12 protein-coding genes and 1 pseudogene are annotated in these 14,007 nt (G+C 38.1%); 3 read left to right on the top strand and 10 right to left on the bottom strand.

The features are described from left to right. Positions 1 to 64: 64 nt before the first annotated feature. A complete protein-coding gene (gene istB / locus NST00_RS05125) occupies positions 65 to 823 on the bottom strand; it encodes an IS21-like element helper ATPase IstB (protein ID WP_340709697.1) in 759 nt (252 codons plus the stop codon). After that, positions 823 to 2,106: pseudogene (gene istA, locus NST00_RS05120) on the bottom strand (IS21 family transposase). Before istA ends, istB begins: the two are co-directional and overlap by 1 nt. A gap of 332 nt (positions 2,107 to 2,438) precedes the next feature. Between istA and NST00_RS05115 the strand changes: the two are divergent. Continuing rightward, a complete protein-coding gene (locus NST00_RS05115; protein ID WP_340709696.1) occupies positions 2,439 to 2,576 on the top strand; it encodes a hypothetical protein in 138 nt (45 codons plus the stop codon). A gap of 554 nt (positions 2,577 to 3,130) precedes the next feature. Next, positions 3,131 to 4,693 carry a recombinase family protein gene (locus NST00_RS05110; protein ID WP_340709695.1) on the top strand — a complete coding sequence of 521 codons (1,563 nt, stop codon included), beginning with the start codon at positions 3,131 to 3,133 and terminating at the stop codon, positions 4,691 to 4,693. A gap of 55 nt (positions 4,694 to 4,748) precedes the next feature. Here NST00_RS05110 and rlmD read toward each other — a convergent pair whose 3' ends face one another. Continuing rightward, the gene (gene rlmD / locus NST00_RS05105) at positions 4,749 to 6,110 is read right to left on the bottom strand and encodes a 23S rRNA (uracil(1939)-C(5))-methyltransferase RlmD (protein WP_340709694.1); all 1,362 of its coding nucleotides are present in this window, start codon (positions 6,108 to 6,110) and stop codon (positions 4,749 to 4,751) included. Positions 6,111 to 6,271: 161 nt separating this feature from the next. On the opposite strand from rlmD, the gene NST00_RS05100 reads away from it, so the two are divergent. Then, positions 6,272 to 6,766 (top strand): HXXEE domain-containing protein, encoded by a 495-nt coding sequence (locus NST00_RS05100; RefSeq protein WP_016838743.1) that lies wholly within the window; start codon positions 6,272 to 6,274, stop codon positions 6,764 to 6,766. Between the two features lie 25 nt (positions 6,767 to 6,791). On the opposite strand, the gene cydS is transcribed toward NST00_RS05100, so the two are convergent. The 7 genes from cydS to gatB all read right to left on the bottom strand — a co-directional run bounded on the left by cydS (position 6,792) and on the right by gatB (position 14,006). Further along, positions 6,792 to 6,902, bottom strand: a complete 111-nt coding sequence (gene cydS, locus NST00_RS14960; RefSeq protein ID WP_390263053.1) for a cytochrome bd oxidase small subunit CydS — start codon at positions 6,900 to 6,902, stop codon at positions 6,792 to 6,794. Positions 6,903 to 6,916: 14 nt separating this feature from the next. Beyond that, entirely contained in the window at positions 6,917 to 7,945 is a 1,029-nt protein-coding gene (locus NST00_RS05095) for a cytochrome d ubiquinol oxidase subunit II (RefSeq protein ID WP_340709693.1), read from the bottom strand. Next, a complete protein-coding gene (locus tag NST00_RS05090; RefSeq protein WP_340709692.1) occupies positions 7,942 to 9,291 on the bottom strand; it encodes a cytochrome ubiquinol oxidase subunit I in 1,350 nt (449 codons plus the stop codon). Before NST00_RS05090 ends, NST00_RS05095 begins: the two co-directional genes overlap by 4 nt. 226 nt (positions 9,292 to 9,517) lie before the next feature. Further along, positions 9,518 to 10,432 carry a diacylglycerol kinase gene (locus NST00_RS05085; RefSeq protein ID WP_340709691.1) on the bottom strand — a complete coding sequence of 305 codons (915 nt, stop codon included), beginning with the start codon at positions 10,430 to 10,432 and terminating at the stop codon, positions 9,518 to 9,520. Positions 10,433 to 10,574: 142 nt separating this feature from the next. Further along, positions 10,575 to 11,138 carry a thioredoxin family protein gene (locus tag NST00_RS05080; RefSeq protein WP_096549739.1) on the bottom strand — a complete coding sequence of 188 codons (564 nt, stop codon included), beginning with the start codon at positions 11,136 to 11,138 and terminating at the stop codon, positions 10,575 to 10,577. 813 nt (positions 11,139 to 11,951) lie between these two features. Further along, a complete protein-coding gene (locus tag NST00_RS05075; RefSeq protein ID WP_172597779.1) occupies positions 11,952 to 12,095 on the bottom strand; it encodes a hypothetical protein in 144 nt (47 codons plus the stop codon). Between the two features lie 465 nt (positions 12,096 to 12,560). Further along, a complete protein-coding gene (gene gatB, locus NST00_RS05070) occupies positions 12,561 to 14,006 on the bottom strand; it encodes an Asp-tRNA(Asn)/Glu-tRNA(Gln) amidotransferase subunit GatB (protein WP_016838750.1) in 1,446 nt (481 codons plus the stop codon). Position 14,007 lies beyond the last annotated feature (1 nt).

The following is a 14,007-nucleotide window of genomic DNA, read 5'->3' as shown; positions in this document are numbered from 1 at the left end:
TCACCATTTTCTATAAATGTCAACACAAATATGTACACTTTTGCTTGTTTAAGGATGTACAAAATCACTCGTTTTCTTTCTCTAAATGATCCTTTAATCGATAAGAATCTCCAACGATAGTGACAACGGTTGCGTGGTGTAAAATGCGGTCTAAAATCGCATTGGCCAGCTTGGGTTCTTGAAAGATTTCATCCCATGCTTTAAAATTCACATTCGTTGTAAGAATCGTACTACGCTTCTCATAACGCATATCGATGAGTTGGAAGAAAAGCTTTGCGTCCTCGGCATCAATCGGTAAATAACCGATCTCATCGATAATTAAGAGTTTATATTTTGTATAGTGTTTTAATCTACTCTCTAACCGATTTTCTAAACGTGCTTTCTTCAGATTTTGAATTAAGTCATGGCACTTAATGAAATAAGTGCTTGTACGTTTCTTCGCTGCCTCAATCCCAATGGAAGTGGCTAAATGTGTTTTTCCTACGCCACTTGGCCCTAGAAAAACTATGTTTTCATTTGCTTCAATAAATCGAAGTGTTAGAAAATCTAAAATTTGTTTTTGATTTATTGACGGTTGAAAACTAAAATCAAAATCCTTTATTTCTTTCAAATGCGGAAAAGCCGCAACCTTCACCATCGATTGAATCATATTTTGTTCACGTACATCAATTTCGTAATTCGTCAGTTTCACTAGCGTATCTACCAGTGACAATTGATGGTTAACGCTGAAGTCTAAGACTTCATTTAAATGTAAGGACATTTGCTTGAGCTTCAAATAATCTAAGTTTTGTATGAGTTGTTGATAGTTTGTTGTAGGATTCATTATTTATACACTTCTCCAATCGTTGCTAAATTCCGTTTCGCTAGTTCATCAATATCCGGATAATTCGGCATGGAAACGCCCAAGGCTTCTTGATAATGTGCTTCCTGATAATTTAATTTCTTATTACTTATTGGGTGTTGCGCAATCAGTTCCGTGTTATAATAAATCCATAATTAATTATCATACACTTGTAAGCCTACTTTCTTTCCTTGGTACTGTGCTGGTACCGAGTATTGGTTTGATTTGTAGGAAATCATGTTGGATGCATTTACTTTTACAAGCGTATGTTTGATCCGATAGGAATCTCTTACTTTCTCAGTTGGTAACTGGAGTAGGTGATTCCTTTCTTTTTTGAATTCTATCGCAGGAATTTTTCCAGTTCCTTGGTGGACCTCATGGTTTACTCGATGAGATAAATCTTGCACAAATTGATGTAATTCTTCCAAGGTCAACTGACCTTGATAAGCATGAATTTCATCTAATATTTTCATTGTGGTTTCCACTTTTCCTTTTGTCCTTGGACGTCCAGCAATGCATGGCTTCACCTCAAAACCAAAATCCTTAGCGAATTGTGCAAACTTGGCATTTACTCTTCCTGGGGAATGTTCTGTTCTTGCCTCATCCATAATGGTTTTCATATTATCCGTGATGATTTCAGCTGGCACCCCTCCAAGAGCTTCGAATGTTTCTGTTAAGAAGGAAAACAGGACACTTTGTGACTTAGAAATACTCATTAGGAAGGTTCTGAAACGTGAATGAGATAGAATCAGTACTGCAACATTGATTTCAACGTTCTGACCATCCTTTGTTTCAAAAGGAATACTCTCTTTCCAATCCAATTGTGCTTGTTTTCCTATAGGCGTTTCAAAACGTGCTGTGCCTTTAGGAGAAGGAATTCGTTTATCCTCTTCAAAGTAAGCATTAAATTCGGGCGTTTTCGCAATATACGCTCGGAACGTCGATGCTGCACAATCCAGTCCATGATTATCCTTTAAATACTGCCATAGCACACGACGATAATAAAACTTTTGCTTAGCATCTTCCGAAAGTAGTGCAGCGATGATTTCATAGTATTCATCAATTTTGGAGGGCTTCTTTCGTGTACGTTTAGGAATAAATCCATTTAAATATTTATCAATGGTTCTTCGATCTACACCTAAATCTCTAGCTAATTGACTTTTATTAATTTTCATCTTCAAATGCTCCATTAGTTGTTTTAATTTTGGTAAGTCTTCAAGACTCTTAATCTTAAAATCAGTTTCGACATTTATCGATATGTACATACTAATCACCTCAAGATTAGTATGTAATCTAAAATCAATTTTGTACATTATTATTCAAGCATTTGTGTACAAATTTAAATTATCATTTCTACAACAAAACAAAGCTCTTTCTGTCGAAGGTCATATCGAGTAAATGAGGCGGATAGATGGTGTGAAAGTGCATGTACTTACCCGGGGAGGTCTGGCGGATAGGTGAAGTACGCTTCATAACCTACTTAGTGATAAGTAGCTGAACCGTCAGAAGTCAGCAGAGGTCATAGTATTAGTTGGTTTAGAACTACTAAGAAGGACCGAACAATTAAGAGAGAATAGCCCTTGGCATTCAGTGAGTCATGATGAACACAGAAAACGTAGTACCTCACTTGAGGAAGGAAGCGGTGAATCCCGTGGGAGACCTCTTGGAGGGTGGAGTGACCACTGGCATAAGAAGACAAGCTATTCACGGAAGTTATGAAAACTTGCGTCAATGATCTTAATTGAACCGCCGTATACGGAACCGTACGTACGGTGGTGTGAGAGGACGGGAGCTAATCACTCCCTCCTACTCGATTTTTTCAAATACACAAAAAGAAAAATATTTCCTCAAGAACGATTTCCAAAATGAAATTACGCTGTTGTTGGGAATTTTAATGGTAGAAGAGTATTTTTGGTTAGTATCTGTTAGCTTATCTCTATAATTATTGCGTCAAATTCCTTTCACTACAGTTATTATTTTAAGAATGTCACTAATTCTCTTTTTATATATCAGAAAATTTAAACTTTTTTATCCCTATTAAAATATTAAGAATCCGAAAGTATCATATTTCAGCTAGATTAGTAAGCCGGCTGAAACGTCTAGCCACCAATATTTAAAAAACTAAATGGAAGCTACGACAGCAATGAAAGTTGAAAGAATTTATCTAAATGAAGTTAAACTAGAATACATTTTAACTGAGCTATTTAAAAACCAAATTGACGATGCCTTAAAAAGCGTATATGTTAATAATGACACCACTGCATCTCATGATTATAAAGGTGATAAATCATGAGATTGGTATTTGCAAATAATTTGAACAAACAGAAGACTAACGAAAATTCATCCATTGAAACACGGTGTTCAAAAAATTTAAAAGCTGCCATTCTCGTTCGTGTATCTACCGCAAAAGAAGAGCAAAAATCTTCTTTAGATACGCAGAAAAAAATATTCACACGCATGTGTGAAGAGAATAATTGGGAAATATACGATATCTACGAAGAAGTAGAAACTGGGACACGCACTAACCGCAAAGGTCTGAATCAGTTGATTAACGATGCTAAAGAAGGTAAATTTAATCTAATTTTAGCAAAAGAATTATCTCGGCTTGCTCGTAATGTACCGCTGGCGTATCAATTACGGGAAATTTTAAATAAGCACAAAGTCCACTTAAAAACGCTGGATGGGGCAATTGATACTTTGAACGGTGATCTGGACAAATTCGGTTTATATGCGTGGATATACGAACAGGAATCACAAAAAACAAGCAATCGTCTTAAACAAACATTTAGAGCAAAAGCCAAAGAAGGAGAATTTAACGGATCAGAGCCGCCGTACGGATATTATTTAAAAGATAAAAAGCTATATGTACGAAATGATTATACACCTGAAGTGGTCAAACGTATATTCAATATGTATCTACAGGGAAAAGGATTTGATGCAATCGCTCGGCAATTATACAATGAATCCATCCCGACACCAGCACAGCTTAAAGGTAAATCCAACGCAAGTGATAAATGGCACGGTTCAACAATTAAGGTTATATTAACAAATCCGCATTACACCGGCACATTGGTACAATGCCGGGATACTAAACCTTCAGTTACTGACAAACGACAACCTCTACCTGAGTCAGAATATGTAATTATTGAAAATGCACATGAGCCACTTATTTCTATTGAAATGTTTAATACAGTACAGGAGTTAATCATCTCAAGAAGTAGAATTCGTCCTCAAGCAGAGGTTCATCTTTTTACGAATACAATTTTCTGTGCAGATTGTGGCCGGGGGATGCATTTTAAAAAGAACCGTAAAGGATATGTATGCGGAAACTTTAACAAACATGGCAGCAAAGCATGTTCTGACCATTTTATTAAAGAAACAGAGTTAGAAGAAATAATCCTGAATGATATAAAGAGTATTGCGCAACAGATGGATCTGGATGGCCTTATCGACCGAGTGATAAAGCAGCTAGAATCTGATACAAAAAATAATACAAACCGTTTAAGCCAAGTTGAGCAAAATATTGAAAAGCTCAAAAAGCAGAAAGTGCAGTTAACCTCATTGCTTGCAGATAACAGTATTGATATTGAAGAATACCGCTTAACAATTGAAGAAATCAATAAAAAAATTAATGATTTGATGTCCGATAAACTGAAGCTAGAAAAATCTAAAGATCAATCCAAACGGGAACGAAAGAATATGAAAAAACTAAAAAATGAATTAAAAGAATATATAAATTTCAATAAATTAACCCCTGAGATGCTTCACCGTTTGGTTGATCGAATCGAAATAAAAGAAGACGGTTCACCGAAAATTTATTATCGGTTTGCAAATGATTTTTTAAATGAATAAAGGATATAGGAAAAGCCCGTTTCATTGATTTTCAGAAACGCGCTTTTCCAAATATTTATTTTTTTATAAGCAACGCGCAACACTCAACATGCGTCGTCTGCGGAAACATGTCCACTGGTGTAATCTCCATCGTTTTGTAGCCGCCGTCTTCTAAAATACGCAAGTCCCGCGCGAGGGTGGAAGGGTTGCAGGATACATAGACTACCCGTTTTGGTTTGTATTCGATAATCGTGTTGAGCAATGCCTGGTCGCAGCCTTTGCGCGGCGGATCGACAACGAGGACATCCGCTCTTTTTCCTTCGCTATACCAACGAGGGATTACTTCTTCCGCCGGTCCCGCTTCAAAATACGTATTGGTAAATCCGTTCAGTTCCGCATTCCGTTTGGCGTCCTCGATGGCTTCCTCGACGATTTCGACTCCCATCACTTGTTTCGCTTTTTTCGCTAGAAATAAGGAAATCGTTCCAATGCCGCAATAGGCGTCGATGACCGTTTCTTCCCCCGTCAGCGCCGCATATTTCAAGGCTTGGTTGTATAATACTTCCGTTTGCACCGGGTTTACTTGATAGAAGGAACGAGCAGAAATTTCAAATCGGATATCGCCGATTGTGTCTTCTATTGTCTCTTTCCCCCAAAGCGTCATCGTTTCTTTTCCTAAAATGACATTCGTTTTTTCACTGTTCACGTTTTGTACGATGGATGTAACATGTGGAATGAGTTTTCGAATCACTTCCACCGCCGCATCCTTCTGAGGAAATTTGCGTTTTTTTGTAACGAGCACCACCATCACTTCGCCAGTAGCTCTTCCTGTCCGCACAATCACATGGCGCAACATTCCTTGATGAGTCGTTTCGTTGTAAGGCTCGATCCCGATCTTCTCCAACTCTTTTTTCAAATTGGCCATGATGATATCCGCTTCACTCATTTGGATGAGGCAGCGTTCCATATCGACGATTTGATGGGTTCTCGCTTTAAAGAAACCTGCAATTGGACCTGTTTCACTCATAGCAAAAGGAATTTGCGATTTGTTGCGGTAATTCCATGGATGTTCCATTCCTTTGATTGGTCGTACTGGTGCATCAATTTTTCCAATGCGTTTCATGACATTGCGAACCATGTTTTCTTTCCATTGCAACTGGGCTTCATAAGATAAATGTTGCAATTGGCATCCACCGCATTTTTCGAAATAAATACAAGGCGCTTCTACACGGTCAGGAGAAGGTTCTTTTATCTCAACCATTTTCGCATAGCCATAGCTTTTTAACGTTTTTAACACATGCACTTCCGCCGTTTCTTTCGGAAGCGCTCCATGGATAAATAAAGGATACCCATCCACCTTCCCTACACCAAGGCCTTCATGGGTTAAATCTTCTATATAAACCGTTACTCGATCATTTTTCTTTACGGGTGCTGTCATACATTCCGTCCTCCATTTCGTTTTTCTTTGTCGCACGGAGTTTTTATTAAAATCAAACAAATATTATTCTACCTCAAAATAGGAAATGGATATATTTAAATTTCACCTTTTTTCGAACCGCTTGTAAAATAGAACTATCAATATGTATCGGGTGGATGATGATGGACTTTTATCTTGTCGCATTGTTTTGTTTTGCCATTACCCTTCATAACATGGAAGAAGCCGTTTGGTTGCCGAAATGGTCACAACAAGCTTCGAAGTTTCATAAACCCGTCACCCCAAGTGAATTTCATTTTGCAGTGTTTGTCATTACTATGCTGGCTTATTTATCCGCATTTTATTTTTTCTATAATCAGGCATCAGAATTGGCAAAATGGTTTTTCATCGGATTTTTAGGTTCCATGATTGTGAATGCGATTTTTCCGCACCTTATAGCAACGATTTTAATGAAAAAGTATGCACCGGGACTTCTCACTGGTTTATTCCTAAACATTCCAATCAATTCATTCATCATCGTTCAAATATTCCAAAAAAGTTATTTTACATGGAAAGAGCTTATCATATCAACCATTGTGGTTGGAACTCTTTTATTGTCACTGATTCCGTTATTATTTAAAGTGGGAGGAAGAATCGCTTCTTCCCGTGAACAAAAATAAAATACTCTCGCAGCTGCGCGAGAGTTTATTTTTCTTCTTCCCTAACCCCTTTATCCAGAGGTGCTGTAAAAAAAGCAATAACAAGAGAAAGTAAAACCGTCAAAAGCGGCGCTACAAATATCATGAATTCATTCATGGCAAATCCTCCTATTAGGCATGAAAATCCTTTTGATTCCCAGTAACGTATTCTTTATTAAATAAAAACAATCGAAACAGTAAATAGAGTGACGGAATAAGCAAACATAGTCCCGCAATAAAGGCAATCACAAGAGAAATGGCCATTTCTTGATTCGTAAACCCTTCATAGATTGTTAAATGGGGATAGAGTAAATATGGATAATGGGAAATACCGTATGCAAAAAAAGCAAATAAGAATTGAAGAATCAACAACCCAACTGAAAGCCCTAGCCCCCGTTTCTTCCAAATCAGCCAAACCGTCATCAAAAATAACGTCGCAGAAATGCCAAACATCGGCCAAATGGAAATCATATTTCGAAATCGGTCCGGGTTATGCTGTTGCATTTGTATGATGATTGCAACGGCCATAAAAATTAACGGTCCTGCCCAAATGAGCGCATACTTTCTCATTAATTCATGAGCTTCCCAATCTTGCGCTTTCCATGCATACCATGTTAAAAACACGGCAGATATATATAACACACTGGCAATACTTAAAAGAACGATGCTCCAAGTTAAGGGACTTGTAAACAAAGCCCAAAAATCTAACTGAGGGCGATCATTGATTATCTCAACAAATCCACCTTCTGAAATCGTCAACACAACAGAAAGTGATGAAGGAATGAGTAAGCCTGATACTCCATAAGCAAATGCATAACCTTTATGGCCTCTTGATCCGTACGATTCAAAGGCATAATATGAACCTCGTACCGCTAATAAAATGATTGCGATACTTACAGGTACAAGCAATACCGTTCCGTAATAGAAGGCAGTTTGCGGAAAAAATCCAACTATGCCGACAAAGAAAAATACTAAAAAAACATTCGTCACTTCCCATACAGGGGATAAATATCGTTGAATAATATTCGATAAAATATGTGATTTGTTCGTTAATAAACTATAAGCGTTAAAAAATCCTGCTCCAAAATCGATTGAAGCGACAATGACGTACCCGAAAAGGAAAATCCATAACACAATAATTCCTAACACTTCTAGATTCATCGTACGCCCCCTTCCACTTCAGCCATTCGGTCTTGGATCTCCTGTTCAATTGGGTTAGCACGGTACATTCTACTTAATACGACAATGCTTCCAATTCCTAAAACGATGTACAAAATACAGAATAAAATAAACATCATATCGACATGTTCACTCGTTGTAGCTCCTTGTGCAGTTCGCATATATCCTCTTAAAATCCATGGCTGTCTCCCTACTTCTGCAAGCCACCAACCAGTTTCTATCGCAATAATGGATAATGGTCCTCCTAAAACGGTCAACCATCTGAACCATGCCTTTTTAATGAATTGCCATCCTCTCCATACACCAGCAACATAAAGTATTGAAAGTAACGTCATAAACATTCCAATAAATACCATGATATTAAACAAATAGTGGATATAAAGCGGAGGAATTTCATCTTCAGGAAATTCATTTAGACCAATCACTTCTGCCATTGGATTTCCATGAGCTAATATGCTTAAAGCGTAAGGAATTCGAATGGCAAGCTTTATATTTTCCTCTTGATCCATAAATCCTAACAATATAAGTGATGCTGCTTCTTCTGTTTCAAAATGCCACTCTGCAGCAGCCAATTTTTCAGGTTGATATTCTGCTAGAAACTTTCCTGAAAAGTCCCCAATCACCGCCGTAGCAATCGAAAAGATTAGTCCCAACTTCATCATCAAAAACAACGATTTTTTATAATAGATGTGGTTTGAACCTTTAAGTAGACGAAAAGCGGCAATGGATGCTAGTAAGAAGGCGGATGTCATATAGGCAGAGGCTAATACATGGGCTACTTTTGTTGGCATTGATGGGTTAAACATCGCAACAAGCGGTTGAATATTTACTAGCTCCCCATTTACCAATTCAAATCCTTGTGGCGTATTCATAAAAGAATTCACAATGGTGATAAACACTGCAGACATCGATGCACCAATCGCCACAGGGATAAGGAGCAGCATATGTTTTGTTTGATTATCAAATCGATCCCACGTATATAGATAAATTCCTAAAAAAATAGCTTCAAAGAAAAAGGCGAAAGTCTCCATAAACAATGGTAACGCAATCACTTGTCCAGCCAATCGCATAAAGTTCGGCCACAACAGTGATAGTTGCAACCCAATTGCCGTCCCTGTCACGACGCCAACTGCAACCGTAATGACAAACCCTCGTGTAATACGCCTTGCAAGCAAAATATAATGCTCATCATTATTTTTCATCCCTACCCATTGAGCAATCATAATCATAAGCGGAACGCCGACTCCAATGGTTGCATAAATAATGTGAAAGGATAATGTTAATTCCGTTAACATTCGACTCCAAAATACAGCGGACTCGTTCATCAAAAGTTATCCTCCTAACTACCGAAAATCCTTCCGATCATCGAAAGAAACATAATGATAGCCACTCCAAAGGTTAAATACACCAAGCATTTTTCTTGCTTTTTATACATTTCATATAAACTCCTTTCATCTCCAGTTATTTTGTGTAAATAAAAAAAAACTATGCAAATGCTTGTATAACAACATTTGCATAGGTGTAAGGACTCTTAGCACATTTTTTCGAGTCAAACTAAACACGATCTTGTTCGCGAATATCATCAATTGGTACAAAAACTTCAATATGTCTTTTTAGATTTTTAAATGTTACTGGCGCTTTTCCACCTAATTCTCCATCTAAGTTAATCAACACGTCCTCATCCGATGATACTTTCACGACACTTGCCTTACGATAAATTACATGTGAATCACTTAAATGTTCTCCTCGAAGTGCCAACGTAAGAACTTTAATGAAATCAGCTAAACTACATTTTTTTAATATCATCATCGTAAATTTGCCATCGTTAATACTTGAATCTGGGGCAATTTTTTCAAACCCACCGACTGAGTTCGTGAGTGCACATAAAAAGGCCATCACTTCGCCTTCATACACTTCTCCGTCCATTTCAAATCGCATATTGGTTGCTTTGATGGAAGGAAGCATTTCAATTCCTTTAATGTAATATGCTAATTGCCCTAAAACCGTTTTCATTTTTATTGGTACATCATAGGTTAACTCTGTGATGCGTCCACCAGCTGCTATATTGATAAAATAGCGCTCCTCATTTAATAATCCAACGTCGACTGGGATTGTATCGCCTTTTACAATCACATCAAGAGCATCTTCAATTTTCCTAGGAATATGTAGGGCACGAGCAAAATCGTTTGTTGTTCCCATTGGAATGACACCGAGCTTTGGACGTTTTTCAAAAGAGCTGATTCCCGAAACGACTTCGTTTAATGTCCCATCTCCACCAGCAGCAACAACTATATCAAATCCACGTTCAACGGCTTTTTCTGCAGCAGCTTTTGCATCACCTGCGCCAGTTGTTGCATGGCAAGATGTTTCATACCCAGCAATCTCCAGCTTTTCTAGCACTTCAGGCAAGTGCTTTTTAAAAGTTTCTCTACCTGATGTTGGATTATAAATAATTCTCGCTCTTTTCATGTTTTCGCCATCCTATTTATTCTTTTAAATTAAAAACGTTTATGTATCTTTGAATGTTCCTTATGATGAATGAAATTAACAAGAGAAAATTCCCAATCCAACGAAAGGGAATTTTCTTAGTTTAACAAACTTTGGTTTGAAATTAAGATAACATTTCCATTATAACTTTTTTCATATCTTCATATACCCACTTTGCACATTGTGGATCTTTTACAAATTTCTCCTGCAAAGTAGTATACAACTCTTTTTGTTTTTCTTCAAATGTTGGGTTATCTTTAGCCGGCAATTTTGCTCTTTCTTCCACTACTAATTGTTGCAGCTCTGGAGCTCTAGGTCCCCATTTTCCTATGACTTGTCCTTCTTCATTTAGGAATAAATAAATTGGAATCGCTCTTCCTCCGTTTGTTAAATAGCGGTCAATTAAGTCTGTATCTTCGTCTCGGAATACACATCGAATGTCCAACCCGGCTGCTTCAGCAATTTTACGCATGATGGGATTATTGAGCATGGCATCTCCACACCAATCTTCCGTAATAGTTAAAATATGTGGCTTTTTCTCTTTAAGCAGCGGGATCAGTTCGTCATTTTCATCGATTTTGAAGTTGTGATATATTTCAAAACTTCCCTCTTTTAAATTTGTTTTCATTTGCTCCATGTATTCTGCCATGGAAATCCCCTGTTCGAAATATTGTTGTTCTGTTTTCATGTCATCAACCTCCCTTTTGTTACTATATTGCATGGAAAAGTTTAGAATTACAATGTTTTTGATTATATAAAGGGATGTTGCATCTGCAAAAAATGAAGTGCTATGACTTTTGCACACCCCTTCCGCACATGTTGATTCTCTATACACACAAGCAGCACTTCTATCCGCACATGGTCATTCTCTATACACACAAGCAGCACTCCTATCCGCACGAATGACACTTTATCCGCACAAGTGATGCTCCTATCCGCACATGGTCATTCTCTATACACACAAGCAGTACTCCTATCCGCACGAATGAAACTTTATCCACACAAGTGATGCTCCTATCCGCACATGGTCATTCTCTATACACACAAGCAGCACTCCTATCCGCACGAATGACACTTTATCCGCACAAGTGATGCTCCTATCCGCACATATTCATTCTCTATACACACAAGCAGCACTCCTATCCGCACGAATGACACTTTATCCGCACAAGTGATGCTCCTATCCGCACATGGTCATTCTCTATACACACAAGCAGCACTTCTATCCGCACGAATGACACTTTATCCGCACAAGTGATGCTCCTATCCGCACATGTTCATTCTCTATACACACAAGCAGCACTCCTATGTACATGTAGAAATCATATCTGCACAAGTGTACATCCCATCCACACAAATGGAAACCCTATTTTCACAACTAGACACCCTTTTGCACAAGCATCTCATTCATGCTGTAACCACTAATAATCGAGTAGGAGGGAGCGATTAACTCCCGTCCTCTCACACCACCGTACGTACGGTTCCGTATACGGCGGTTCAATTAAGATGATTGACGCAAGTCTTTATAACTTCCGTGAATAGCTGTTCTCTTTATGCCAGTGGTCACTCCACCCTCCAAGAGGTCTCCCACGGGATTCACCGCTTCCTTCCTCAAGTGAGGTACTACGTTTTCTGTGTTCATCATGACTCACTGAATGCCAAGGGCTATTCTCTCTTAATTGTTCGGTCCTTCTTAGTAGTTCTAAACCAACTAATACTATGACCTCTGCTGACTTCTGACGGTTCAGCTACTTATCACTAAGTAGGTTATGAAGCGTACTTCACATATCCGCCAGACCTCCCCGGGTAAGAATGTAATCTTTCCTTCCATCTATCTGCTTCATTTACTCTGTACCACCTTTGGCAGAAAGGACTTTGTTTTGTTTAGCAAACTCATCCAATGATACCTAGCCTTATATGAAGTTCGTGTTCCTCAGACCGGAAGTTTGCCGCTCGCTTCCTTCAGATTCCGCGTCACCACGGACACCCTTGCGTTAAGCTAACTGTTACTTCTGCCTTCACAGTTCGGGACTTACACCCTATAGATTACACCCATGCCAGGCGCACTAAAAACCGCATAAGCCAAAGAAGCTTATGCGGCACATATTATTTATCGTTTATTAATTTCTTCAAGTAATATTTTATTAACCATTGGTGGGTTTGCTTGTCCTTTTGTTGCTTTCATAATTTGACCTACTAAGAAGCCAATAGCACGATCTTTACCATTTTTAAAGTCTTCGATAGATTGTGGGTTATTGTCAAGCACTTCAATAATAATCGGAAGAAGTACGTTTGGATCAGAAATTTGAACCATACCTTTTTCCTTCACGATTTTTTCAGCATCTCCACCGTTTTTCACTAACTCATTAAATACTTTCTTCGCAATTTTGGAAGAAATTGTACCATCAGAAATAAGTTTTACTAATCCAGCCAAGTTTTCAGGCGTTAATTTTGTTTCTGTAATTTCAATTTGTTCTGCGTTTAAGTAAGCGGAAACGTCACCCATTAGCCAGTTAGCAGAAAGTTTTGCATCTGCACCGAGTTTAACCATTTCATCGAAGAAGTCTGAAATCGTTTTATTTACTACTAGTACATTTGCATCGTACTCTGTTAAACCAAGCTGTTCAATGTAACGTTTTTTACGAGCATCTGGAAGCTCAGGGATGGAAGCTTTCACGCGCTCTAACCATTCATCATCAATTTCAAGATGAACTAAGTCTGGCTCTGGGAAGTAACGATAATCCTCAGCAGCTTCTTTTACACGCATTAAGATAGTTTTTCCTGTTTTTTCATCGAAACGGCGTGTTTCTTGCTTGATTACCCCACCGCTCATTAAAACTTCTGCTTGGCGTTTTTCTTCGTATTCAAGCCCTTTACGAACAAAGTTGAAAGAGTTTAAGTTTTTCAATTCTGTTTTTGTACCGAATTCTTTTTGTCCGTATGGTCGAATGGAAATATTTGCGTCACAACGCAATGAACCTTCTTCCATTTTCACATCAGAAACGCCTGTATATTGGATAATGGACTTTAATTTTTCAAGGTATAAATACGCTTCTTCTGGAGTACGTATATCTGGTTCAGAAACGATTTCTAAGAGTGGCGTTCCTTTACGGTTAAAGTCAACAAGTGAGTAGCCATCTCCGTGTAATAATTTACCAGCATCTTCTTCCATATGAAGACGTGTAATACCGATTCGCTTCGTATATCCAGGTTGTCCATCTTTTGCAGGTACTTCGATTTCAATCCATCCATCATAGCCGATAGGTTTATCATATTGAGAGATTTGATAGCCGCTCGGATTGTCTGGATAGAAATAGTTTTTACGGTCAAATTTTGTATGCTGATTAATCTTCATGTTTAATGCAAGAGCAGCTTTCATTGCATATTCAACAACAGTTTTATTTAAAACCGGAAGTACTCCTGGATAAGCAAGGTCGTAAACTGTTGTATTTGCGTTTGGCTCTGCACCGAATTGGTTAGGTGCTGCAGAGAAAATTTTAGAATTTGTTTTTAATTCAACGTGTACTTCTAAACCAATAACTGTTTCAAAATTCATG

The organism is Ureibacillus sp. FSL K6-0165, from assembly GCF_038004285.1.
Classification (GTDB): Bacteria; Bacillota; Bacilli; order Bacillales_A; family Planococcaceae; genus Ureibacillus; species Ureibacillus thermosphaericus.
Note: the sequence above shows the minus strand (reverse complement) of the source record. Positions and strands in the feature narration are given on the sequence as shown.